Raw genomic sequence first — 25442 nt, forward strand, 5'->3', positions numbered from 1 at the left:
ATGAATACTGAATACTGAATACAATAAATAATGGCAAAAATAATCCCTTTCATAGCAGTTCGCCCCACACGAGATAAAGTTTGCCTTGTAACTTGCCGCTCTTATGAAGAATACGGCACAGCTGAATTAGCGGCACAGTTAGATTTCAATCCGCTCTCTTTTTTACATGTCTTAAAACCGGCTTATACCAATCAAGAAACGGTTTCTTTTGAAAAAAGATACCGCCAAGTAAATCAAAGATACCAAGATTTCAAAATCGAAAACATATTAATTAAAGACAAAAAACCGGCGATTTATATTCATAAAATTGTAACTAAAAACCAAGTATTTACAGGAATTATTGTCGGAACCAGCATCGAAGATTATCGCAATAACATCATCAAGAAACACGAGGAAACGATCGCATTTAGAGTGCGATTATTAAAAGAATATATGAAACATTCCGAGTTCAACACGGAACCCGTTTTAATAACCTATCCAGATGATAAGACAATCGAAAACTGGATATTCAGTTGTACCCAAAAATTAGCTGACTTTGAGTTTTCAACAACTAAGAAAGAAATTAATTATTTATGGAAAATTGATGATGCTTCAGAAGTCAATTGGATTCAGAACATATTCGAAAAAATAAATACGCTCTATGTTGCTGATGGTCACCATCGCTCAGAAGCGGCAAAATTATTGTCGGAAGAAAATGAAAATAAGGAGAATACCGCAAAAAATTATTTGCTGAGTTATTTAATATCTGAAAATAATGTCAAAATATATGAATTCAATCGGTTAATAAAGGATTTAAACGGCCTGCAAAAAGAGGAATTTATCAATAAATTAGATGAAAATTTCATTGTCGAAAATAAAAACCAACAACCATTCCATCCAGCCGGAAAACATCAATTCGGAATGTATCTCGACAGTGAATTTTATAGTCTAATTTTAAGAAAAGAAAAGCAGCTTTTTGAAACTCCTTTGGAAAGTCTGGATAGCCAGATTTTATATGAAACGGTTCTATTACCTCTTTTGGCCATTAAAGATTTACGTAATGATGAACGCATCGAATATCTTTCTGGAAAACAATCCATTTTGGAACTGAAAAAGATCATCGATGAAGGTGAATTCGAACTGGGCTTTATTCTCTTTCCTTCTAACATAAATGTAATAAAGGCTTTGGCTGATGGCGACTTCATTATGCCACCAAAAAGCACCTACATCGAACCAAAGTTCAGAAGTGGCATTGTCATTTACGAGATTTAAATTCGATAAAACAATTCTAAAAAATAAAATAATGTCAATAGCTAAAAATTTACATTCGATAAAAAATAATTTGCCTGAACAAGTTACACTAGTTGCAGTTTCAAAAACGAAACCAGTCCCTGATTTGATGGAAGCTTACAAAGCCGGTCAACGAGTTTTTGGGGAAAACAAAATCCAAGAAATGGCGGATAAATGGGAGAAAATGCCAAAAGATATACAATGGCATATGATTGGGCACGTTCAGACAAATAAAGTGAAATTTATGGCGCCATTTGTGAGCTTAGTCCATGGAGTCGATAGTTTCAAATTATTAAAGGAGATTAACAAACAGGCGGCTAAGAACGATCGAGTTATCGATTGTCTGCTACAGATGCATATTGCGGAAGAGGAAACTAAATTTGGTCTAGATCATAAGGAATTGAGAGACATATTGGATTCCGATGAATTTAACGAAATGAAAAATATTTGCATTACAGGATTGATGGGGATGGCTACTTTTACAGAAGATCAAAACCAAATCAAAAAAGAATTTAGCCATTTAAAATCCATTTTCGATTATTTAACCACAAATTCAAAAACCAAGAACCTAAAACCTAAAGTCCTTTCTATGGGTATGTCTGGTGATTATCAGATCGCCATTGAATGTGGCAGTACTATGATTCGTATTGGAAGTAGTATCTTTGGCAAACGATAATGGTTTTTAAATAGTGATCAACTCTTAGTGGTCCTAATTTGAAATTGATTTCTAAAAACTATAAACTTAATACAAAATTGTACGCAATACTCGACATAGAAACCACAGGAGGACAATTCAACGAAGAAGGGATCACCGAAATCGCCATATATAAATTTGACGGTCATGAAATCGTAGATCAATTCAGCAGTTTAGTCAACCCTGAAATCCCAATTCAACCTTTTGTAGTTAAACTAACAGGGATAAATAATGCCATGTTAACTTCAGCACCTAAGTTTTTTGAAGTGGCAAAACGCATTATTGAAATGACTAATGATTGTGTTCTAGTGGCGCATAATGCCGATTTTGATTATCGCATATTACGCACTGAATTTCGACGTTTAGGATATGATTTTAACCAAAGAACGCTTTGCACAGTTGAACTATCCAAAAAACTATTACCTGACCAGCCCTCGCACAGTTTAGGAAAATTGGTTCGTGCCTTAGGAATTCCAATGGCCGACAGACACCGAGCAAGCGGGGACGCTATGGCAACGGTGAAGTTATTCAAAATGCTTTTGGATAAAGATTTAGAAAAAGAGATAATTAAAGACTTCATAAAATTTAAAATCGAAAAAGGTTTAGCTCCAAAATTAATTGATATTTTAAATGTTTTGCCTGCAGTAACTGGTGTTTACTATATTTACAATGAAAGTGGTACTCTCATTTATATTGGGAAAAGTATAAACATCAGGAAAAGAGTAAACCAGCATTTTACAGGCATAACCAATAGTGCTAAAAAAATTCAAGTTGAAGTATTTGCCGTAACTTATGAAGAAACAGGAAGTGAATTGGTGGCACTTTTAAAAGAAAGTGAAGAAATCAAGAAAAACAAGCCTAAATATAATAGAGCACAGCGAAAAAGTATTTTTCAATGGGCACTATATCAGGAAATGGATGAGCAAGGCTATTTGAACTTAAGATTGTTAAAGGCGGACGGACGTAAAAAAGAAATCACTTCATTCACAAGCTTACAAGAAGGGAAAAACAGTTTGTTCAAAATTACTGATAAGTATAATTTATGTCAAAAATACACCGGCCTATATCAAACAAAAGGGGCTTGTTTTCAATATAAAATAAAAGAGTGTGATGGCGCCTGCATAGGAATAATATCTACAGAAGAATACAATTCAAGAGTTTCAGCTTTCATTACTGCTAATAGTTTTGAAAACCAAAATATGGTTATTGTTGAAAAAGGAAGGACTGTCAATGAACGTAGCGCTGTACTAGTTGAAAACGGTGTCTACAAAGGCTATACTTTCTATGATCTAAACTATCAGATATCAAATATTAAAATTCTGAAAAACATACTCATTCCGATGCAAAACAATCGTGATACCCGCAATATTATTCAAGGACACATAAGAAAAAACAAAGGTTTTAAGATCCTAAAATTGTAATGTAGATTCTAAATTTCATTTCTTACATATGCGTAAAGTCAAACCGAAATACGACATTTTTAAACAAAGAGTACATATAATTATCTATGGCACTGGAACAAAAGCTGGTCGTTATTTTGATTTAATTCTTTTAGCAATCATTTTACTAAGCGTACTTTTAGTAATGATGGAAACCGTCAACGAGTTTGATTTAAAATACCATTCCAAACTCGTTTTTCTTGAATGGATCATCACTGGATTCTTTACAATTGAGTATTTTTTACGTATCATTTCCATCAACAAGCCTTGGAAGTACATATTTAGTTTTTACGGTATTATAGATTTACTTGCTACTTTACCAATGTACTTATCTCATTTCTTCTTAGGCACTAGCATATTAAGCGTAGTTCGCTCATTACGATTATTGCGATTGTTCAAGATTTTAAATCATCCGAAGTTTACGAGCCAGTCTGTTCAACTAAAAAAGGCAATCAATGCTAGTCGTGGTAAAATTATAGTTTTCATCTATTTTGTCCTCATAATAACCATCATAATAGGTTCTATTATGTATGTTGTTGAGGGCAAGCAAAGCGGCTTTACCAGTATACCGACAAGCATTTATTGGACTATCGTAACACTAACGACCGTAGGTTATGGAGATATTTCTCCCGTAACTCCTTTAGGACAGTTTATCGCCTCCTTTGTAATGATTTTGGGATATGGTATTATCGCAGTCCCTACAGGAATTGTAACAGCAGAAATAGCCAAAATCACTCAGCGAACTCCACATAATCTGCAAGCTGCTTGCAAAGGCTGTGGAGCCATCGACTATCCTACTAATGCCAAATTTTGCCATAACTGCGGTAACTCTCTTTAAAATAGTCAGATAGAGAGCTATTTTAAGTTACATACTTCAAGTACTAGTTGTACGAACAGCTTTCTGCAAGCTAAAAGGAGTTCTTAAAAGAAGTTTTTATGTCAGGAAATAGTAACTTGCAGTCGTCCAGATATTCGTTTTTATCTGCGCTAAAATAAATTATGAAATACCTAATTACCATTATCGGCCCTACGGCCATCGGAAAAACTACATTAAGCATTATTGTAGCGAATCATTTCAAATGCGAAATTGTTTCCTGCGATAGCCGACAGTTTTTTAAAGAAATGACCATTGGGACCGCGGTACCAAATAGAACGGAACTGGAGGCTGCCAAACATCATTTTATTCAAAACAAATCCGTCTTAGAAAGCTATACTGTAGGCGACTTCGAAAAAGAAGCAATCTCAAAAATTGATGAATTATTTTTGAACAACGATTATGTTGTTCTTGTAGGTGGTTCCGGATTATATGTTAATGCAATTTTGAAAGGTTTTGATGAATTTCCAGAAATTGATTCGGCCATTCGTGAAAACGTAAATACGAACTATGAAAAACTGGGAATTATCTATTTACAAGAGCAACTAAGAATACATGACAGTGCATATTTCGAAAAAATCTCATCAGAAAACCCACAAACTTTACTGAACCCACAGCGTATGATGCGTTTTGTAGAAGTGTGTATCGGATCCGGGAAACCATACTCATCTTTTCTAAATCAGAAAAAAAATAGCCGCAGCTTCACGCCTATCCTCATTGCACTAGAAGCTGAAAGAAGTATCATGTACAATCGAATTAATCAACGTGTTGACATCATGATGAAGGAAGGCTTACTGGCGGAAGCAAAAAAACTTTATCCAAATAAACAGCTAAATGCCCTACAAACTGTTGGCTACCGAGAATTATTCAGTTATTTAGATGGTGATTTTAGCTTGGATTTCGCAATCGAAGAAATCAAGAAAAATACAAGACGATTTGCAAAGCGGCAACTAACTTGGTTCAAAAGAGACGAAAACACAAAATGGTTTGACTACGAAACTCCTTACCTAACTATTTTCAATTATTTAAAATCAAAAATTCATAACTCATAATAATTACTATGCCAATAGCTACAAATTTCACTTCCATTTTTAGCAAGGAGTGGGAAATCAATTTTACACAATGCATGCCTAATGGTTATCTAAAATATACTGATTTGTGTAATATTCTGCAACTGACTGCCGCGGCCCATTCGGATAGCGGAGGCATAAGTTTTACTGATATGTACGAATATAATCAAGCCTGGGTTTTGAGTAAAATGCGTGTTGAAATAGCTTCATTGCCAAAATGGAGAGACGTTGTAACGGTAAAAACATGGGTTAACAGTCTCGAGAAATCTCGATCGGTACGAGCCTTTGAAGTATATGTAGATGGTAAGAAAATAGTGGGGTCGGTAAGTTTTTGGGCCGTTTTCAACACTGAGAAAAGACGTCCCGAAGGACTGGCTCTGCCATATGAACATATTGAATTATATCCTGAAATCAAGGCAACTAAGGAAAGTTTTGCAAAAATAGATATTAGTTCCGAAAAAGAAGATGTAATTGAAAAATCCGTCTGCTTATCAGATTTGGACATCGTAGATCATGTGAACAATGTCAAGTACCTTGAATGGTGTTTAGACCACTTAGAAACAGATTTGGTTCTCAATCAAAAAATAAAAAGTTTTGAAATGAATTTTCTAAGAGAACTATCACTAAATGACAAAGTTGTAATTCATGAAAATTACTCTGAAGATTCCATCATTTTTAGCATTACTAAAGAAAACAAAAATTGTTACGCACTTCAACTGAATCTCGAATAAATTACGTTCCAAAATATTGGGTCATGTCAATTTTATATAAAGGATAATTTACTGTGCCTAGCGGAACAAAAAAATCACAAAAAAAGGCCTCGATTTTTCGAAGCCTTTTTCTAATTTTATTTTTCAACCTTGTTTTTCACCACTAACCTAAATCCTTCACCGTGAATATTAAGGATTTCAACATCCTCATCCAACTTAAGGTATTTTCTAAGCTTAGCAATGTATACGTCCATACTTCTAGATGTGAAATAGTTGTCGTCTCTCCATATTTTCGTTAAAGCCAATTCTCGTGGCATCAAATCATTTTCATGGAGAATTAACATTTTCAATAACTCATTCTCTTTTGGAGACAACTTAATAGGCTCTTCACCATTAAAAGTCAAGAATCTCAATTTAGAATTAAGATGAAACTTCCCAATATTAAATTCGTGTTGAATTTGTTCCGTTTTAGTATCGGATGATTTTCTTTGAATAATTGCTTTTATTTTCATCAATAATACTTCCGAATCAAAAGGTTTGTTCAAGTAATCATCAGCACCGGCTTTGTATCCCTTCAAAACATCCTCTTTCATAGATTTTGCGGTAAGAAAGATAATTGGAACTTCGCTGTTTTTTTCTCTTATTTCCTTGGCTAATGTATACCCATCTTTGTAAGGCATCATAACATCAAGAATGCATAGGTCGTATGTGTCTTTTTTGAATTTCTCAAAGCCTTCCATTCCATTCTTAGCTAGAGTAACATCAAAATCATTTAGCATTAAATAATCTTTGAGCACTGCGCCGAAATTAAGGTCATCTTCTACTAAAAGTATTCTTTTATTAATATTTTCCATATCTAATTTATTAGTGGTATTTTTATTATGAAGGTACTCCCTTTTCCCTTTTCACTTTCGACGTAAACTTGACCATTATGGTCTTCAACTATTCTTTTTACATAGGCTAAACCTAAACCATGTCCTTTCACATTATGTATATTCCCAGTATGCTCTCTATAAAATTTTTCAAAAACTCTTTTTTGAGCAATTTTACTCATTCCCAAACCTTTGTCTGTCACTTTAATTAAAATCATATCCTTTACATTTTCAGTAAAAACGTCTATTTCTGGCGAATCTACAGAATATTTTATGGCATTTTCTAACATGTTAACGATTACGTTGGTAAAATGAACTTCATTTATCAAAACTGTCGTCCTTGTTGCATCAAAATGGGTTCTAATCTTTCCTCCTCTATCTTCCAAGATTAAATTAACATGCTCGATTGCATCATTTATCACCTCTATTACGTCGCTCGATTCTTTTTCTATATCAAGTTCCTTTTTTTCTAATTTAGAAATCCGTAAAACATTTTCGACTTGGGCATGCATTCGCTTATTTTCATCGCGAATCATCTGTAGATATTTAAATACTTTTTCCTTGTCGTCAATTATCTTTGGGTTTTTTATAGCATCTAAAGCCAAATTAATTGTGGCAATAGGTGTTTTAAACTCGTGGGTCATATTATTAATAAAATCTGTTTTTATTTCAGAAATTTGACGTTGACGAATTAACTGATTCAGTGCACTGGTATAAGCAAGTAGAATAATTAACGTAAAAACTATCGACAGAACAGTAATACTGACAAGCTCAGATAGTAAAAATTTCTTCTTATGCGGAAAGGTAACTAAAAGCTTATATTTTTCATTTCCCTCATTGTCCGCGAAAATTGGAATAGAATAAGTTGCTTCCTGATCGAATGCGAAATCATTTGACTTAATATTGGTAGCAAGGCCATTACTGTATATTCCAAACTCAAATTTTGTCTTTACGCCGTACTCCAGTAATTCTTTTTTGATTAATTTTTGAAGAATTTCCTTCGAAACTCGCTCTTGAATTGGCATTGCTGCAGCAATATCCTTAAAGAAAATTTCAAATTGAGCATTGTCTAGTACATTTAAATTTCCAGACTTCTCAATTTTCACATCCGGCACTAAACTTTGTTCCAAAGTTGATTTATCGATCCGATTGTCGTTGTAAATTTCCGTTACACGCTTAGAATTAAAATTTTTAAACCTATCAGCACTAAATTTTTTATCAAAGAACGTAGATGATATATTGTAATCTTCTGAAATAATACTGTTTGAATAAACAATAGTTTTATTTGTTCGTGGATTTTTCTGCACATAATAAACCTCTAATAAATCGTCTTTTTGAGGAATTTTCCCTGTGCTGTCTTTGTAACGATTATATTTGTCATAGAAGCTATACGCTTCTTGTTTTTGAAGTTTATCTGCAACTTTACCTATAACCTGTGTAACGTGAAATTTGAATTGCTCGTTGTTATTTTTAAACGAGGCTTTAAACCAATATACTTGGACAAGAATTATACCTACTAGAGACAAGCTCATCAACAAAACCAGTAATCTAAAAAAAAGTTTGTTCATCAGTACAAATTTAGCATTTTAACAGTATGAATGACAATATATTAACCAAACATTAACATTTAAGATTCGTTTTGCTTTATCTTCAAAATTTTAAGAATCTCCTCCGTTTTGCTTTTGACTATTTCAGAATCAATATTTTCAATAATAAAATCACTTTTCGGAAAGCGCTGCTCATCAGACCATTGCGCGTTTATTCTTTTTAAAACTTGCTCTCTTGTAACTCCATCTCTCTCCATTACCCTCTGAATTCTTGATTCTTTAGGTGCAGTTACGGTTATTATCCAGTCGAAATCTTTGTAATTACCACTTTCAAATAAAATTGCCGCTTCATAAACAACTAGAGGGAATCCCGCATGTTCCAAAACCCATTCCTTAAAATGCTTTTTTACAGCTGGATGGACAATTGCATTCAACACTATCAACTTATCAGAGTTGCCGAAAACGACTTCAGCCAACCGTCCTCTATCCAAAGTTTCATTCTCAAAAACTGTATCGCCAAAGGCTTCTTTAATGGAATCTAAAACTTCCGAAGACTGCATTATTTTTCTTGCCTCTTCGTCAGCAATGTAAACGGGGATACCCAAGGACCTAAAATGATTAGCAACTGTGGTTTTACCACTTCCAATTCCACCGGTTAAACCAATAATTTTTGTCATATCAAATTTTGAAAAATAATTCAGGAAAAGCGATTTGAGGTTTTTGCTTCAGTATGATAACTTTAATAAACGACTCTATAAAGCCAATTCCATAACCATAAAACTGCTTCCAAACAGCGATTACAGACAAACCTCCGATTTTAAGACTCTTATTTTGATAGCTGGAAACTAAAAATAAGACTAGAAAATAAATAAAATACAACTGCAACAATAAATCAAAATTAAAAATAAGTAATAATACAGCCACCCCAAATCCGGTGATAAAAACAGAAGGAAAAAAGAACGTAAGCTTATTGTATTTTGGATACCAACTATTAAGTATAGGTCGTGCTTTGCCAAATTTATTTACCTGAACCGAAAATTTATCCCAATCAATCCTTCGCTTATGATATACATACGCATTTGGAAACAGTTTGGTTTCAAAACCAAGATTCCAAAGCCGTATCGATAAATCTGGGTCTTCACCTGGATGAATATTCCCAAAGCCTTTGGATGCTTCAAAAGCTTGTCGAGACAAACCCATATTAAAACTTCTAGGTTGAAATTTATCTATTTTTTCAGATCCCCCTCTAATTCCACCCGTAGTAAGAAAAGAAGTCATTGCAAAATTGATTGCCTTTTGTATATCCGAAAAACTGTCAAGAGCTCTATCAGGTCCGCCATAGCAATCCACGTAATTCTCTTTAAGTGCTTTATCAACTTCGCTTAAATATTCCGTTGGAATAATACAGTCGGAATCAAAAATGATAAAGTATTCCCCTTTGGCCATTTTCATTCCATAGTTTCTAGAGTCTCCAGGACCTGAATTTTCTTTATAATAATAGGAAAGAGATAATTTACCTTCATATTTATGAACTACATCCTCACATTTCAATGACGAGCCATCCTCTACTACCACTATTTCAAAACTTTCTTTATAATTGGAATGTGACAAACTCTCTAAAAGCTCAGCGACTTCATCCGGCCGATTGTACACTGGAATAATTAAGGAAAAAAACATGTTCTTATGGGGGTATTAATTATAAAACACTAGCTAATTTTTAACAAAGATATACTTTATGAATAAAAAAACCATCAATTAATAATTGATGGTTCCTATAAATATTTTCGTGCGAAAGTTATCTTTATTCAAACATTTCCATGACCTCTTGGCTGACCCCCATATTTGAAAACCCACCGTCATGTAGCAAATTTTGAAGCGTGACCATTTTAGTTAAATCCGAGAACATGGATACCGTATAATTAGCGCAATCCAAAGCAGTAGCGTTACCCAGAGGTGACATTTTTTCTGAAAAAGCAACAAACCCCCCAAAACCTTTGACTGCCTGACCTGCTTTTGTTGCCGTTGGTGATTGTGAAATTGTATTTACTCTCACCTTTTTATCTCTTCCAAAGAAATAACCAAAACTACGGGCAATCGATTCCAAATATGCCTTGTTATCAGCCATATCATTATAGTCTGGAAAAACGCGTTGTGCAGCCATATATGATAATGCTACAATACTTCCCCACTCGTTCATGGCATCTTTTTTATACAGTACCTGCATCACTTTATGAAAAGAAACGGCCGAAACATTCCAACCTTTTTCAGTATAATCGTAATTTTGGTTCGTATAATGATTGCCCTTACGGACATTTACTGACATTCCTATAGAGTGTAGCACAAAATCAATCTTACCACCCAAAATCTTAACCGCTTCGTCTACTAAAATTTCTAAATCAGCCACAGAAGTAGCGTCAGCGGGAATAATTTGAGAACCCGTTTTTTGGGCCAATTCATCAATTGTTCCCATTCGTATCGAGGCTGGCGCATTTGAAAGCACAAAAACACCTCCTTCTTCGTGTACCCTTTCGGCAGTCTTCCAGGCAATCGAATTTTCATCCAGTGCTCCAAAAATAATTCCTCTTTTTCCTTTTAATAAATTGTACATAACGAATTAATTTTAAGTCAATATAACAAAATGCATCTCAATTTCTAAATGAATCAATCCATTAGGAAATTAAGATGCATTCTCTAAAGTTTTAAAATAGTAACACCAGATTAAACTATACTTGGAACATTTACCATTTCATTTGTATCTGCTTTGTAGTCCACTCCTTCAACAGCAAAACCAAATAAATTGTAAAAGTCTTTTCTGTAACCTTCTAGATCTGATATTTCAGATAAGTTTTCAGTAATGGCTTCATTCCACAAGCTGGCCACTCTTTCCTGAACATCTGGATGCATCTCTAGATCATCAATCCGAATTCTCCCCTTTTCATCCGTAGCAACAGCCGCACCAGAAAACAATCTATCTTGATACAAACGTTGAATTTGCTCGATACAACCTTCATGAATTCCTTCTTCTTTCATTATTTTATACAATAACGAAATATAAAGGGGAATAACAGGAATCGCAGAACTAGCTTGTGTAACCAATGCTTTATTGACAGAAACATAAGCTTTCCCTTTAATATCAGCCAAACTCTCAGTGATGCTAAAAGCAGTAGACTCCAGATGATCTTTGGCTCTACCAATAGTACCTTTTCTGTACACTGCCTCAGTCAACGATGGTCCAATATAGGAGTAAGCAACTGTTGTTGCACTTGGTGCCAATAAATTCTCTGCTTTTAAAGCGTCTATCCACATTGCCCAATCTTCACCTCCCATTACGGCAACCGTATTTGCAATATCCTCATCGTTGCAAGCTTGAATTGAAATTTCGGAAACTTTTCCAGAATGAAAATCAACCGTTTTATTAGTGAAAGTACTTCCGATAGGTTTCAATACAGAACGATGTAGTACCCCTGTAACAGGATGCATCCTCACAGGCGAAGCCAAGCTATAAATAACTAAATCCACTTGTCCCAAATCGGTTTTTATAAGATCTATTGTTTGTTTTTTGATTTCATTAGAAAAAGCATCTCCATTGATACTCTTTGCATATAAGCCCGCTTTATGAGCTTCGTTTTCAAAAGCAGCAGAATTATACCAGCCAGGAGAGGCTGTTTTTCCTTCGCTAGGTGCTTTTTCAAAAAACACACCAATCGTTGCAGCATCAGATCCAAAAGCACTAGTAATTCTTGAAGCCAAACCAAAACCAGTTGAAGCTCCGATTATTAATACTTTTTTAGCACCTTCGATTTTTCCCTTTGACTTAACGTATTCAATTTGGTTTTTAACATTTTGCTCGCATCCTTTAGGCTGAGATGTTGTGCAAATAAATCCTCTCATTCTAGGTTCTATTATCATAATATCTAAAATATATTTTTATTTTTATTTAATGTGGAAAAGCAAGTAAAACGACTACTATACCTAGTAAAATCTTAAATTTTGCTTGACAAATATAAGGCAATTATTTAGTTCAACAAGGCTTTCGCATGATTTAAGGCCGAATCTGAGACTACTGTCCCCGATAACATTTGAGCAATTTCAACGATGCGTTCTTCAGTCGATAAAAGCTGCAACTCCGATTGTGTATCGTCCCCTACCGTTGATTTAAACACTTTGAAATGCGCATCTCCTTTGGCGGCAATTTGAGGCAAATGGGTAATGGCAAAAATCTGCATTCCCTGACTCATCTCTTTCATAATCTCTCCCATCTTGATAGCAATTTCCCCAGAAACACCTGTGTCAATTTCGTCAAAAATTAAAGTGGGTAATTTTGAATATTGAGCTAGTATAGCCTTTACAGCCAACATAATTCTTGACATTTCACCACCAGAGGCCACTTTTTTTAGTAAACCAAAATCAGTTCCTTTATTCGCTGAGAACAGAAATTGCAATTCATCTTTACCATTGTTAAAATACGTCGTAGCTTCTTTTACTTCAATATTAAAACGCACATTAGGCATCCCTAAAGTTTCTAGAATACTAATCAGTTTTTGAGATAAATCTGGAATAGCTCTAACTCTATTGCTGTGAATAGTAGCTGACAATATATCTAAAGACACCGACTTATGTTCTATCGATTTTGTTAGCTTTAAAATTTCTCCCTCTAAGTTGCCTAATTCTAAAACTGAGTTTTCTAGATTCACTTGGATATCCAGCAATTCATCAACAGAAGAAACCTGGTGTTTTTTTTGTAAATTATAAATTAGCTGCAATTTCTGGTTGATTAACTCCAACTGTATGGGGTCATTGATAAGTTTATCAGAGCAGCTGGCGAGTTCATCAGCAATATCATCAATTTCTATAGCTAAGCTTGCAGTCCTCTCTAACAAAGAGCTATAATCTGTCGAAAAAAGAGCTATTTTTTGCAAGGCCATTTTGATTTCCTTCAAATTATGCAATACTCCAATATTCTCTTCATTGGCAATAGCCAAAGACTTATCGAGAGATTCTTTAATGATTTCAACGTTATTTAGTTTTTCAAAATCGGTTTCGAGAAGTTCCTGTTCACCAGACTTTAATTGCGCCTCGACCAACTCGTTTAACAAAAAAGTATGGTACTCCTGTTCCTTGACAGATTCACTTTGCCGTTTAACAAGAAAATTTAATTTGCTTTTGTCCGACTTATAACTTTTTAAAAGAGATTGATACTCCAATAAAACTTCCTGATTATTAGAAACAGCGTCTATGATCTCAAACTGAACCTTTTCATCGGCGAGTCCTTGTGTTTGATGTTGCGAATGAATATCTATTAGGAACAAACCCAGTTCCTGCAGTTCTTGAAGATTAACAGGACTATCATTAATGAAAGCCCTCGACTTTCCCGAAGGAAGAATTTCGCGTCTAACAATGGTTTCTTCCTCATAATCCAAATCATTAGCTTCAAAAAAAGGAGCCAGATTATATTTCGAAATCGCAAAATGAGCTTCAATTATACACTTTTCCTCTTTGTTTTTTAAAGAAGTTAAATCAGCTCTTTTTCCTAAAACTAATCCTAACGCACCCAATATTATAGATTTACCCGCACCAGTCTCGCCGGTAATAATTGAAAATCCTTGGGAAAAATCAATGGACAATTTTTCTATTAAAGCATAGTTTTTTATCGATAGTGTGGTTATCATCTATATATGTTTATAATAAAAGTTAAAATTGGGTATTGAAATTAATATGAGAACTAGTAATTAATCAGCTGCCATTTACTGGAGTTCAAAGGAGAAGTCTTGTTCAAGCTTTCTACTAAATCAGATATATTTACACTTGGCCCATCAGAAAAAACGGAAAGAATTTCATCAGATTTAGCATCAAAAAACAGTCGTGTCAAAAAAGCATTGGGTTTTGACGCATGCAATTTGCCCAAATTTATCAAGGCTGCTTTTATTTTTTCTTTAGCAGCTTTTAAATCTTTAGACATTAAATCTAAGCCTGCATGATAATCAAAGGCCGTTTTACGAATTTCTGAAAATGATGGAGATATCATATCATTTATGAGAAAATACCTGTTCTGGTTTCCATCAATTTGACTCCAACCTTTATAGCCTCCCTGCTGTGCAACATTTGAAATGTCTTGCGCCAGTTCAAAATTTGGATTCCCTGATTCCAGAACGAAAGTATCATCATCCATTCCCAATATCATATAACTGTAAAACGAAATAATCGATACTAGATTTGATTCAAACGCAGTAGGATTGAAAAGTAAATTTTCAAATTCCGTGTATCTAAAACTAAAATCCTTGTCATTATAGTTTAAAACGGGAGAGGAATAAGAGGAATTATAAATTGGTCTTGAGGATTGCACCTGTATAGTCCCGGAAAACTGATCTGAATTATTTGAGAGTATAGTTATATACATAGAACAATCGACCTTTTCATTCTGCTTGTAATTTTTTCCAGTCCAATCGGTTTGGTTGACAAATTCATTGAGAGAATTTTCCAAAGTTTTAAAAACCTGTAGGTTGGCATTACTCAATGTTTCTGAATTTACCGTAACCTTACAATTTAACTGTTGCGCTTGCGTGAGCCCAAATGTTAACAGTACGAAAAAGCTAAAAATCTTATTCATGAAAATGCGCTATTACTTTATTTAAGATATCATCTGCCACTGCTTCTTTTGATTTCAATTCCATCGGCTCTACATTGAAATTCTTATCGATAAAAGTAACTATATTGGTTGGTTTTCCAAAACCAGCTCCTTCATCTTGCAAGGAATTTAAAACAATCAAATCTAAGTTTTTTTTCTGGATTTTTCCCTTTGCATTTTCGATTTCATTTTCGGTTTCCAAAGCAAAGCCAATTAAAAATTGATTTTTCTTTATACTACCCAAAGAGGCCAAAATATCTTTAGTTTTTTCGAGTTCTATGAAAAAGTTATCCTCCGCTTTTTTAATTTTTTGAGTAGCAACCTGCTTTGGTTTATAATCTGACACAGCTGCTGCCGCTATTACAACATCTACTTCATTGAAAAACTGGTGACAAGCATCATACATTTCCTGTGCAGATACCACATTAATTAATTTAATCAAAGAATGATCTACCTTGAAAACGGTGGGACCTGATACTAATATTACTGAAGCGCCTAGATTAGATGCGCTATTAGCGATATCGAACCCCATTTTTCCAGAGGAATGATTTCCAATAAAGCGCACAGGATCAATTGCTTCATAAGTAGGACCGGCAGTAATTAGAATTTTTTTTCCTTTCAGCGGTAATCTACTTTCCAAATCAGCTTCCAAGAAAGAAACTATATTTTCAGGTTCAGCCATCCTACCCTCACCAGACAAACCACTTGCCAGTTCCCCGCTTTCTGCAGGAATAAGGGTATTTCCAAAATTTTGCAAAGAATTAAAACTTGAGATTGTGGAAGGATGCTTGTACATATCCAAATCCATTGCGGGTGCAAAATAAACTGGACATTTTGCCGATAAATAAACTGCGATAAGAAGATTATCGCAAGTTCCATTTGCCATTTTGGACAACGTATTTGCCGTCGCCGGAGCTATAACCATAAGGTCTGCCCATAGTCCTAATTCCACATGATTATTCCACATCTCATTTTCCTCATCTCGATTAAAAAAACTGGAATGAACGGGATTTTTGGATAAAGTCGATAAGGTGAGCGGGGTTATAAAATCCTTAGAAGCAGGTGTCATTATCACTTGGACATGTGCACCTGCTTTTATGAAAAGTCGTACTAAAGACGCTGTTTTATAGGCGGCAATCCCACCAGAAACTCCTAGTAAAATTTTTTTTCCGCTTAAAACTGACATTGTACTATTATTTATTTGAATCTCTATGGTATATTTTACCTTCTAACCATTCCTGAACTGCTAATGCATGTGGCTTTGGCAATTTTTCATAGAATTTTGAAACCTCAATTTGTTCTTTGTTTTCAAAAACTTCTTCAAGACTGTCATTATAAGTCGCAAATTCCTCTAGCTTTTCAGTCAATTCCTTTTTGATTTCAGCATTAATTTGATTTGCTCTTTTAGCCATAATGGTTATCGCTTCATACACATTACCAGTAGGTTCTTCAATAACAGTTTTATTATATGTTATTGTATTTACCGGAGCATTCGTCTTTTTTAAATCCATGACTTTATTTATTTAGTAAAATTTTGTAAATCTTTTTCAACACGAGCTAACATTGCGCTTGCTTTTTCTTTGTACTTTGTATCCGTTTTAAATTTCATAAGGTTAGAATGAGCAGTCAATGCTACATTTAAACGTTCTTCCATTTTTGCGGGAACACTGTTTATGGCTAATTGATATGCCGAATCAAACTTATAGAACAATGCTTCTTCTTTGAGTGGCGTTCCAGGATAATCAGCAATAAAGTTATCTAAAGCTACTAATGCCGATTTGTAATCTGATATTGTATTATAACCCCTTGCATTTTCATAGACTTTTTTCTCAATTTTTTCGCTCAAAGCTTTAACGGCTTCATTGGCTTCAGACAAATAGTCTGAGTTGGGATAAGTATCGATAAAGGCTTGCAATTTATCAATTGCTTTGAAAGTGTCTGTTTGATCCAGACTATATACCGGTGACAGCATTGAGTAACTTTTAGCCCCTAAATAAGCTGCTTCTTGTACTTTTTCGCTTTTTGGATATCCCGACGCAAAACTTTCAAACTGATAACCCGCCAAATAATATTGTTTCGTTTTGTAGTAGGATTGCGCAAACATGTAAAATAATTTCTCCGCTTGAGGCTTTCCTCTGTATGCCGGTGCTATTTGTTCAAAAAGACGAATGGCCTTCGTATAATCTCCAGCATCATATAATTTAGTTCCCATCTCAAATTTAATGGCAACATCCTCATTTTTTAATGCTTTCTGGTATTCACTACAGGAACTAAAAAGAATCACGAAAAGCAATAGAGATACAATTTTCTTCATTTTATATTTTTTTTTAATCTTTGGATTGTAGAAAATCCACAAAAAATCATACCACAGTTTCGGTGGCAAATTTAGTTATTAATTTAGCTACTACAAAATATTTCTTTCTTTAAAAAAAAGTAAGTACTTACGGTCTTATTTATTGATTTTTTCTACAAAATTGTCTATTCTGTCTCGTAATGATTCATCTACTTTTACTAAAGGCAAACGAACAAAGTTATCTGCTATTCCAAGAGATTGAAACACTTGCTTAATTCCAGCAGGATTTCCTTGCTCAAAAATCATGTCGATACAATCATCAATTATGTATTGAATCTTATAGGCATCATCTACCTTACGGTTTAAACCCAATCGAATCATTTCGGAAAATTCTTTTGGAAAACCTTGTCCAATTACTGAAATAACACCAGAGCCACCCGCTAAAACCATAGGTAAAGCGATCATATCATCACCCGATATTACTAGGAAATTATCAGGTTTATTTTTTATCAATTTCATGGCTTGTACCATATCACCTGCAGCTTCCTTTATGGCTACAATGTTTTTAAAATCATTTGCCAAACGCAAAACAGTTACTGGCAACATATTACTTGCTGTTCTCCCAGGAACGTTATACAAAATCACGGGAACTGGAGACGCTTCAGCTACCATCTTAAAATGTTGATAAATACCTTCTTGAGTGGGCTTATTGTAAAATGGCGAAACAGAGAGTATAGCAACAAAAGGCGAAAAATCTCTCGTCTTGAGTTCTTTAACAATCTTCATGGTATCATTCCCTCCTACTCCAAGGACTAATGGCAACCGTCCCTTATTAGCATCTATGATCGTTTCTATCACCAATTCCTTTTCTTCTTGAGATAGAGTGGCATTTTCTGCTGTTGTTCCCAAGATAACGAGATATTCAATTCCACCGTCTACGGAAAAATTTACGATGCTTCTTAGTGCTTCCGTATCAATTGAAAAATCTTCTTTAAATGGAGTTACTAGGGCAACACCAGTTCCTATTAATGATTGCATATCCGCTTATATTTTTTTTAAAATTTTTAAATATCTAAATAATTCATGAGTAAAAACTTTGTAGTTTTCAGCGTTTGTATTTATCATCAAATCGTTGAATTTTTTGTTTATAGCAGCAAAACCAACTTTAAAATGAGCTTTTGAATTATGAGTTACCACTAATAAAACAGCTTTTTCTACATCGTAATAACTAATTAGTAAATCAAATTGTTTATTGACAAATTCATTTACCGCTCTATTACTGATTGTTCCATTCCAGTTTAAATCATTTGCACTGAAAGTAGCTTGCGACACACTTTTGTTTTTTTTCAACCGATCCCTATATACTAGTACTTCTATATTAGATTCCAAAATACCGCTCAGTATCAATTCATTTCTAAAAAGGTTTATTTCAGAAAAATAACTTTCGTCAATAAGTAACCCAATAGTTTTTATCGAATTAACAGTTAAAACGGTTTTTACATTCTGTAAACTATTTTTTAATCTTTTTTTTACAGAAAAATCCTTTATATAATTTAAAAACATACTATTTTTACCCGATTACAAAATTAATTAATTAAGTCATATTATAAATGGTAAATCTAAAAAAGTATAACGAAGTTTTGAAACTTTTTGTTGTATTCTTAACATTTTTTTTCATTATTTCGTGTAGCAATAAAGTTTTACATCTCACAAAGGTAGAAGCTAAACAAATAGCAATCACCGAAAAAGAAAACCAAGTAACTGAAATAGAAAACTTTATTAAACCTTACCGAGAACATATCAATTCTGATTTAGATAGTGTTTTAGCATATTGTCCAGAAACATTAGATAAGAAAGCTAAAAACTGGCAAAGCACAATAGGCAATATGATGTCGGATGTAATATTGCGTCGCGGAGATCTTGTTTTTAAAGCTCGCGAAAATAAAAACATTGATATTTGTTTGCTCAACCACGGTGGTATTCGTAATATTCTTCCAAAAGGGAATGTAACCGCTAGGAATGCTTTTCAAATCATGCCTTTTGAAAACACTATGGTTGTTATTGCACTAAAAGGACAACAGATTTTGGAAATAGTCAACTACCTTATTACTGAGAAGAAACCACACCCGCTTTCAGGACTCACATTTACCATTGATCGAGATAATAAACCTCAAAACATTTTTGTACAAGCTAAACCATTAGATATTGATAAAATTTATTATGTAGGTACCAATGATTATCTATCTAATGGTGGTGACAATATGAATTTCTTCAAAAAAGGAATTGCCACGTACGATCTAGATTATAAATTGAGAAACATATTGATTGATTATTTTAAAGAAACTGATACCATTAAATCTTTTCAAGACAACAGGATTATTGTTGAGTAACCACAAAATATTTTAATACCAATCAGATTTTAGCCCCGATTGCAATGAAAATCCTTTTTATCAGCCTTTTTGGCGGATAAAAAGATTGTAATTGAAAGCGGGAAACAGCTCCAAAAACAAACAAATGAAAAGAAGAGATTTTATAGAGAAAACGGCAGCCAGTACTGCAATATTGAGTTTAGGATTGTCAATGAGTAGCTTCAATGCCGCTGGAGTAAAAAAAATTACCATTTTACACACGAACGATGTGCACAGTCATATTGATCCTTTTCCCGCTGATGATCCTCGAAATCCAAATATGGGCGGTGTAGCGAGAAGAGCTTCCTTAATTGAAAATATAAGGAAGGAAAACCCAAATGTATTACTGCTTGATGCAGGCGATATTTTTCAAGGGACTCCTTATTTTAACTATTATGGAGGAGAGCTTGAGTTTAAATTAATGAGTATGATGCAATATGATGCCACTACGATAGGTAATCATGACTTTGATAATGGTGTTGAGGGACTATATGCGCAAATGCCACATGCGAAATTTGAATTCTTGTCAGCCAATTATGACTTTAAAAATACTGTGATGGACGGCCTCGTAAAACCCTATAAAATTTTCAACAAGAATGGTGTAAAAATAGGAGTTTTTGGAATTGGGATCGAGCTTGACGGTTTAGTAGATAAAAAAATGTACAAAGAAACGGTATATAATGATCCTATCGAAACAGCTGTAGAAATGGTTCGTATATTAAAAAAGGAACAAATATGTGACTTGATTATCTGCCTTTCTCATTTAGGTTATCAGTATAAAAACGACCCAAACAAAATTTGTGATTTACAGTTAGCGGCCCTTACAGAAGATATTGATTTAATAATTGGCGGGCATACACATACTTTTCTTGACAAACCTACTGTAACTAAAAATCGGATCGGTGAAGAAGTCTTAGTAAATCAAGTAGGTTGTTACGGAATAAATTTAGGACGAATTGATTTTTATTTTGATTCCAATAAAAGAAAATCCACAGCGGGAAAATCGATTGTCGTTTAATTATTCTAAGACCCTAGTGTAAAAAACATAATTATAGTTGTTACATTTCATTGAGCATATTAATGAAATCGTCTTCTGATAATATGGGAATATTGAGCTTATTAGCTTTGTCTAATTTAGCGGGACCCATATTATCTCCAGCCACGACATAATCAGTTTTAGAAGAAATGGAGCTTCCTACTTTTCCACCGTTGTCTTCAATGGCTTTTTTCAAATCATCTCTTGAAAATTTTTCAAAAACACCCGAAACAACAAGCGTTTTGCCTGATAATTTAATTGTTGCATTAGGATTTATTTTTTCAACAACTTCAAATTGTACCCCGTAGGCTTTTAATCTTTCGATGATCTTTGTATTTTCCTCGTTTTCGAAAAAATCTTTCACACTTTGCGCAATTCGCTCCCCAATTTCATCAACTAAAACTAAATCCATCAAAGTTGCCTGAGCTAATGCGTCAATATTTTTGTAATGCTTAGCTAATTTTTTGGCAACAGTTTCTCCGACGAATCGGATTCCCAAAGCATACAAAACACGTTCAAAAGGAATCTCTTTAGAATTTGCTACACCTTTCACCAAATTCTCTGCTGATTTTTGCGCCATTCTCTCTAAAGGAAGAATTTGCTCGACAGTCAACTGATATAAATCGGCATAATTGTGAACCAATCCGTTATTGAAAAGCAAGGCGACGGTTTCTCCGCCAAGACCTTCGATATCCATCGCTTTCCTTGAAATGAAATGTTGCATTCTTCCAATAATCTGAGGAGGACAACCATAAAAGTTAGGACAATAGTGATTTGCTTCTCCCTCACCACGTACTAATTCGGTATGGCACTCAGGGCAATCAGTGATATATTTCGTTGGTTCCACATTCTCTAAACGTTTACTGAGATCTACAGCTATAATTTTGGGAATAATTTCACCTCCTTTTTCAACAAAAACGGTATCTCCAACACGAACATCCAATTTTTCAATTTGATCTGCATTGTGCAAAGAAGCCCTTTTTACTATAGTTCCGGCCAATTTTACCGGTTCTAGATTAGCAACTGGCGTAATCGCTCCAGTTCTCCCAACTTGATATGATATCGAATTTAATTTAGTCGACACCTGTTCTGATTTGAATTTATACGCCATGGCCCAGCGAGGTGACTTGGCTGTAAATCCTAATTCATCCTGATAATAGAAGCTGTTAACTTTAACAACTACTCCATCAGTTTCATAAGGCAAATCGTGTCGATGAACATCCCAGTAATCTATAAATTCAAAAACTTGATCAAGATCTTGAGCTAACTTAGCTTCTTTAGGTACTTTGAATCCCCAATCTCTAGCTGTTTCCAAGCCTTCATACTGAGAAGTAAATGGCAATTGATTTCCAATTAAAAAATAAAGTAAGCAATCTAATGGTCGTTTTGCTACTTCAGCACTTTCCTTTAATTTTAAACTACCAGACGCCGTGTTTCTTGGATTAGAATAAGGAGCCTCGCCAATCTCTACGAGATCTTGATTCATTTTTTCGAAACCAGCAAATGGCAAAATGATCTCTCCTCTAACATCAAATTTATCTGGATAATTCCCTTTTAGTTGTAAAGGAATAGAACGTATAGTTTTAATATTATTCGTAACATCATCACCTTGAAATCCATCCCCTCTTGTAACGGCACGTTTAAGTTTACCATTTTCATAAGTAATACTTATTGAAGCTCCATCATATTTTAATTCGCAGGTGTATTCTAATTTAACCTCTCCCAATACTTTTTGAATGCGCTTTTCCCATTCCACAAGATCCTCTTTTGAGTAGGAGTTGTCCAGAGAATACATTCGATATTCATGGGGAACCGTTTTAAAACTCTTAGTAATCGTTCCACCTACGCGCTGAGTAGGAGAATTATCGTCATAATATTCTGGATATTGATTTTCTAAATCCTGAAGTTGCTTTAATTTCAAATCAAAATCATAGTCGGATATTATTGGATTATCCAAAACATAATAATTATAATTGTGAAGATTAAGCTCTTCCCTTAATTTTTGAATCGTATTTTGAATGTCCATAGAAAATAATAATTGGCTACTTTAGTACTTGAAAATAATGTACTAAAATAGCCAATTTAAAATAAATAACAACCGAATTACGATTCAATAATCGTATTTATTTGCTTGTATAACTGACCGTCAGTCAAAAAAGCCCCCTGCTGTATTAATGCAAATATAGAACTATTGCGTTCTTCAGAAAACTCTTTTTTACCTACTTTCATTTCGATAGTTTCAGTAAACATATTATCACTAAGCCATTGCAATCCTTCTTTAGTTAAAAAATCTACTTCAGGAACTAATGATTTAAGAATTATGGATTGAACATGAGTATCGAAACTTTGGAAAAGAAAAACATGATTTTTTGAAAAATGTTCTAAATACTCCGCTCTTGTAAGTACTCCCTCCCAAACTAAATCAGAAAAAACGTCCAATTCTTGTTCTGCAACTTCTGGATTTTCGGATTTAATGGTATCCCATTCCGCTTTATCAATAGTTTGAGTTGCCAAAAAAGTGCTAAACTCTTGCGTCAACTCTTCAAACTGTTCCTTTGTTAATCTTGTATATTTCATGTTTAGTTTACTTTTTAGAATTCCCATTTAGAATGGATACCAATTCTATATTTCTGTGAATTGACCTTTTGATCATTAGGTTCTCAACATCTAAATGACCTTGAAAATTTGAATGCAAAAATAAAATTTTTAAATAGAAAAAGCCTTCTTTCAAATTTATTAATTTTGACCTTCCTGAAGCAACGACACCTAAAACACATCACTATCGAAACGAAGAATACCTACAATATTCAAAGTCAGCTAGATTAAGCGATGTGCTCAAATCTTTAAATCACTGGAGAAATCTAAAGAGGCAGTTTGTTTAACGCGCAAGCCTCGATAGAATATGGTATACCATCAGATCTTTAATAAACAAATAGATTTACAACTTTGAATTTAAAACGACAACCCTTTTAGTATTCGAAAATAAAACAACTAGTAAGGCACAAGTTTTCACTAAACAACAAGCTTTTTTTTTGCAGATAAAGAAGTGTATGCTGAAATTCGACTTCGTTATTCAAATTATAGACTAACTTAAAATAGGACTGAAAAACAAAAGTACCTGCAACTAACAACCCATAATACAACAGTAGTGAACTTTTGTTTACTACTCATAATTAAATTTTTTATTAATTCTGTATCATTTCTTCATAGCTAGACAGACATCAGTTTATGTCACTAAAAATTAGCCAAAAAAAATCACCCATGAGGGTGATTTTAAATTTTTAATAAGAAAATATTAACAATTTGTTAATAAATAAAGTAAGTTATTCAGCAACGATTTCATAAGGTAATTCTACGATTACATCTCTATGTAAACGCACACTTGCAGCGTATTTACCAATACGTTTCACAATACCACTAGTGATGAATTTTCTATCAATTACTTGACCTCCTCTAGCTAATGCAGCAGCGATGTCGATATTTGTGATTGAACCAAATAATTTCTCTCCACCCGCTTTTGCAGTAATTTTGATTTCGATAGCTTTTAAAACTTCAGCCAATGCTTGCGCATCGTTTACTACTTTAGCTTCTTTATGCGCTCTTTGTTTTAGGTTTTCAGCTAATACCTTCTTTGCAGAAGATGTTGCTAAATGTGCATGACCTTGTGGTATTAAAAAATTACGACCGTAACCATTCTTTACCGTTACTACATCATCTTTAAATCCTAAATTTTGAACGTCTTGTTTTAATATAAGTTCCATGTTGTTGTCCTTTATTATAGAAGTTAGGTTTCATGTTTCAGAAAACCAACAACTGAGTTAAAATATTATTTTAGTAAATCAGCCACATATGGCATTAAAGCTAAGTGACGTGCTCTTTTTACAGCAACAGACACTTTTCTTTGAAATTTCAATGAAGTCCCTGTTAAACGACGAGGAAGAATTTTCCCTTGTTCGTTTACAAATTTCAATAAGAAATCACCATCCTTATAATCGATGTACTTGATACCTGATTTTTTGAAACGACAATACTTTTTAGTTTTGTTAGTTTCTATGTTTAAAGGCGTAAGATATCTGATATCCCCGTCTTTTTTTCCTGAAGCAGATTGTTGTAATGTAGCCATGATATTACGCTTTTTGAGATTTTAATTTTGTTCTTCTTCTTTCAGCCCAAGAAATGGCATGCTTGTCTAAACTTACAGTTAAGAAACGCATAACTCTTTCGTCACGTCTAAATTCAGTTTCAAAAGCGATAAGAACTTCTCCTGGCACGTTAAACTCAAACAAGTGGTAGAAACCACTTTTTTTATTTTGGATTTCGTAAGCCATTTTTTTAAGGCCCCAATCCTCTTTCGATACCATTTTGGCTCCTCTAGTAGTAAGAAAATCTTCAAATTTGCTTACTGTTTCCTTTACCTGAACATCAGATAAAACGGGATTTAAAATGAAAACAGTTTCATAATGATTCATAAATATTTATTTATTTGTTAATTTGGGTGCAAAAATAGCCAATAAGTTTCAATAATCAATGTTTTTTTTGAATTAATCGTTTAACTACAAAGAAAAACAATATTAGTTTTTGTAAAACTGAAAATTAACAATATAT

General features: G+C 33.8%; 26 protein-coding genes. 8 read left to right on the forward strand and 18 right to left on the reverse strand.

The genetic code is table 11. The features are described from left to right. The first annotated feature begins 30 nt into the window (after window positions 1-30). From ACEN2H_RS04950 to ACEN2H_RS04975, 6 genes are all read left to right on the forward strand, one after another. Window positions 31-1251 carry a DUF1015 domain-containing protein gene (locus ACEN2H_RS04950; RefSeq protein WP_441730976.1) on the forward strand — a complete coding sequence of 407 codons (1221 nt, stop codon included), beginning with the start codon at window positions 31-33 and terminating at the stop codon, window positions 1249-1251. Beyond that, the gene (locus tag ACEN2H_RS04955) at window positions 1172-1945 is read left to right on the forward strand and encodes a YggS family pyridoxal phosphate-dependent enzyme (protein WP_441730978.1); all 774 of its coding nucleotides are present in this window, start codon (window positions 1172-1174) and stop codon (window positions 1943-1945) included. The genes ACEN2H_RS04950 and ACEN2H_RS04955 overlap by 80 nt, the downstream gene beginning before the upstream one ends. A gap of 77 nt (window positions 1946-2022) precedes the next feature. Further along, complete coding sequence (locus ACEN2H_RS04960; protein ID WP_441730980.1) at window positions 2023-3384, forward strand: exonuclease domain-containing protein; 1362 nt, start codon at window positions 2023-2025, stop codon at window positions 3382-3384. 28 nt (window positions 3385-3412) lie between these two features. Continuing rightward, window positions 3413-4240 (forward strand): ion transporter, encoded by an 828-nt coding sequence (locus ACEN2H_RS04965; protein ID WP_441730982.1) that lies wholly within the window; start codon window positions 3413-3415, stop codon window positions 4238-4240. Between the two features lie 161 nt (window positions 4241-4401). Then, window positions 4402-5328: a tRNA (adenosine(37)-N6)-dimethylallyltransferase MiaA gene (gene miaA / locus ACEN2H_RS04970; RefSeq protein ID WP_441730984.1), complete on the forward strand. Its 927-nt coding sequence runs from the start codon at window positions 4402-4404 to the stop codon at window positions 5326-5328. A gap of 8 nt (window positions 5329-5336) precedes the next feature. Then, window positions 5337-6077 carry an acyl-[acyl-carrier-protein] thioesterase gene (locus ACEN2H_RS04975; RefSeq protein WP_441730986.1) on the forward strand — a complete coding sequence of 247 codons (741 nt, stop codon included), beginning with the start codon at window positions 5337-5339 and terminating at the stop codon, window positions 6075-6077. A gap of 116 nt (window positions 6078-6193) precedes the next feature. On the opposite strand, the gene ACEN2H_RS04980 is transcribed toward ACEN2H_RS04975, so the two are convergent. The 13 genes from ACEN2H_RS04980 to ACEN2H_RS05040 all read right to left on the reverse strand — a co-directional run bounded on the left by ACEN2H_RS04980 (window position 6194) and on the right by ACEN2H_RS05040 (window position 18956). Continuing rightward, on the reverse strand, window positions 6194-6910 hold the full coding sequence (locus ACEN2H_RS04980; protein WP_441730987.1) for a response regulator transcription factor: 717 nt from the start codon (window positions 6908-6910) through the stop codon (window positions 6194-6196). A 2-nt stretch (window positions 6911-6912) separates the two neighbouring features. Continuing rightward, complete coding sequence (locus ACEN2H_RS04985) at window positions 6913-8496, reverse strand: sensor histidine kinase (protein WP_441730989.1); 1584 nt, start codon at window positions 8494-8496, stop codon at window positions 6913-6915. A 59-nt stretch (window positions 8497-8555) separates the two neighbouring features. Next, on the reverse strand, window positions 8556-9152 hold the full coding sequence (gene coaE / locus ACEN2H_RS04990) for a dephospho-CoA kinase (RefSeq protein WP_441730991.1): 597 nt from the start codon (window positions 9150-9152) through the stop codon (window positions 8556-8558). A 1-nt stretch (window position 9153) separates the two neighbouring features. After that, window positions 9154-10152: a glycosyltransferase gene (locus tag ACEN2H_RS04995; RefSeq protein ID WP_441730993.1), complete on the reverse strand. Its 999-nt coding sequence runs from the start codon at window positions 10150-10152 to the stop codon at window positions 9154-9156. Window positions 10153-10276: 124 nt separating this feature from the next. Continuing rightward, on the reverse strand, window positions 10277-11083 hold the full coding sequence (locus ACEN2H_RS05000) for an enoyl-ACP reductase FabI (protein ID WP_441730995.1): 807 nt from the start codon (window positions 11081-11083) through the stop codon (window positions 10277-10279). Between the two features lie 110 nt (window positions 11084-11193). Next, on the reverse strand, window positions 11194-12384 hold the full coding sequence (gene fabV, locus ACEN2H_RS05005) for an enoyl-ACP reductase FabV (protein ID WP_441730997.1): 1191 nt from the start codon (window positions 12382-12384) through the stop codon (window positions 11194-11196). A gap of 107 nt (window positions 12385-12491) precedes the next feature. Next, a complete protein-coding gene (recN, locus tag ACEN2H_RS05010; protein WP_441730999.1) occupies window positions 12492-14144 on the reverse strand; it encodes a DNA repair protein RecN in 1653 nt (550 codons plus the stop codon). A gap of 53 nt (window positions 14145-14197) precedes the next feature. Then, entirely contained in the window at window positions 14198-15082 is an 885-nt protein-coding gene (locus ACEN2H_RS05015; RefSeq protein WP_441731001.1) for a DUF4835 family protein, read from the reverse strand. Beyond that, a complete protein-coding gene (coaBC, locus tag ACEN2H_RS05020; protein ID WP_441731003.1) occupies window positions 15075-16286 on the reverse strand; it encodes a bifunctional phosphopantothenoylcysteine decarboxylase/phosphopantothenate--cysteine ligase CoaBC in 1212 nt (403 codons plus the stop codon). The genes ACEN2H_RS05015 and coaBC overlap by 8 nt, the downstream gene beginning before the upstream one ends. A 7-nt stretch (window positions 16287-16293) precedes the next feature. Beyond that, window positions 16294-16611: a DNA-directed RNA polymerase subunit omega gene (locus tag ACEN2H_RS05025; protein ID WP_441731005.1), complete on the reverse strand. Its 318-nt coding sequence runs from the start codon at window positions 16609-16611 to the stop codon at window positions 16294-16296. Between the two features lie 8 nt (window positions 16612-16619). Beyond that, the gene (locus tag ACEN2H_RS05030) at window positions 16620-17414 is read right to left on the reverse strand and encodes an outer membrane protein assembly factor BamD (RefSeq protein WP_441731007.1); all 795 of its coding nucleotides are present in this window, start codon (window positions 17412-17414) and stop codon (window positions 16620-16622) included. A gap of 135 nt (window positions 17415-17549) precedes the next feature. Further along, on the reverse strand, window positions 17550-18431 hold the full coding sequence (gene dapA, locus ACEN2H_RS05035) for a 4-hydroxy-tetrahydrodipicolinate synthase (protein WP_441731008.1): 882 nt from the start codon (window positions 18429-18431) through the stop codon (window positions 17550-17552). 6 nt (window positions 18432-18437) lie between these two features. Further along, window positions 18438-18956, reverse strand: a complete 519-nt coding sequence (locus ACEN2H_RS05040) for a DUF6913 domain-containing protein (RefSeq protein WP_441731010.1) — start codon at window positions 18954-18956, stop codon at window positions 18438-18440. A 47-nt stretch (window positions 18957-19003) separates the two neighbouring features. Here ACEN2H_RS05040 and ACEN2H_RS05045 point away from each other — a divergent pair, with 47 nt between their 5' ends. After that, window positions 19004-19783 carry a 5'-nucleotidase C-terminal domain-containing protein gene (locus tag ACEN2H_RS05045; RefSeq protein ID WP_441731012.1) on the forward strand — a complete coding sequence of 260 codons (780 nt, stop codon included), beginning with the start codon at window positions 19004-19006 and terminating at the stop codon, window positions 19781-19783. Window positions 19784-19907: 124 nt separating this feature from the next. Next, window positions 19908-20819: a bifunctional metallophosphatase/5'-nucleotidase gene (locus tag ACEN2H_RS05050; RefSeq protein WP_441731014.1), complete on the forward strand. Its 912-nt coding sequence runs from the start codon at window positions 19908-19910 to the stop codon at window positions 20817-20819. Between the two features lie 40 nt (window positions 20820-20859). Here ACEN2H_RS05050 and ligA read toward each other — a convergent pair whose 3' ends face one another. The 5 genes from ligA to rpsF form a co-directional block, all read right to left on the reverse strand. Further along, window positions 20860-22863: an NAD-dependent DNA ligase LigA gene (gene ligA / locus ACEN2H_RS05055; RefSeq protein ID WP_441731016.1), complete on the reverse strand. Its 2004-nt coding sequence runs from the start codon at window positions 22861-22863 to the stop codon at window positions 20860-20862. Window positions 22864-22940: 77 nt separating this feature from the next. Beyond that, the gene (locus ACEN2H_RS05060) at window positions 22941-23414 is read right to left on the reverse strand and encodes a DUF6495 family protein (protein WP_441731018.1); all 474 of its coding nucleotides are present in this window, start codon (window positions 23412-23414) and stop codon (window positions 22941-22943) included. Window positions 23415-24160: 746 nt separating this feature from the next. Beyond that, complete coding sequence (rplI, locus tag ACEN2H_RS05065; protein WP_441731020.1) at window positions 24161-24598, reverse strand: 50S ribosomal protein L9; 438 nt, start codon at window positions 24596-24598, stop codon at window positions 24161-24163. 65 nt (window positions 24599-24663) lie between these two features. After that, window positions 24664-24960: a 30S ribosomal protein S18 gene (gene rpsR / locus ACEN2H_RS05070; protein ID WP_274781569.1), complete on the reverse strand. Its 297-nt coding sequence runs from the start codon at window positions 24958-24960 to the stop codon at window positions 24664-24666. Between the two features lie 4 nt (window positions 24961-24964). Further along, window positions 24965-25306: a 30S ribosomal protein S6 gene (gene rpsF / locus ACEN2H_RS05075; protein ID WP_441731022.1), complete on the reverse strand. Its 342-nt coding sequence runs from the start codon at window positions 25304-25306 to the stop codon at window positions 24965-24967. Between the last annotated feature and the right edge of the window lie 136 nt (window positions 25307-25442).

It is taken from the genome of Flavobacterium sp. W22_SRS_FP1 (genome assembly GCF_052113685.1).
In the GTDB taxonomy this organism is placed as follows: Bacteria; Bacteroidota; Bacteroidia; order Flavobacteriales; family Flavobacteriaceae; genus Flavobacterium.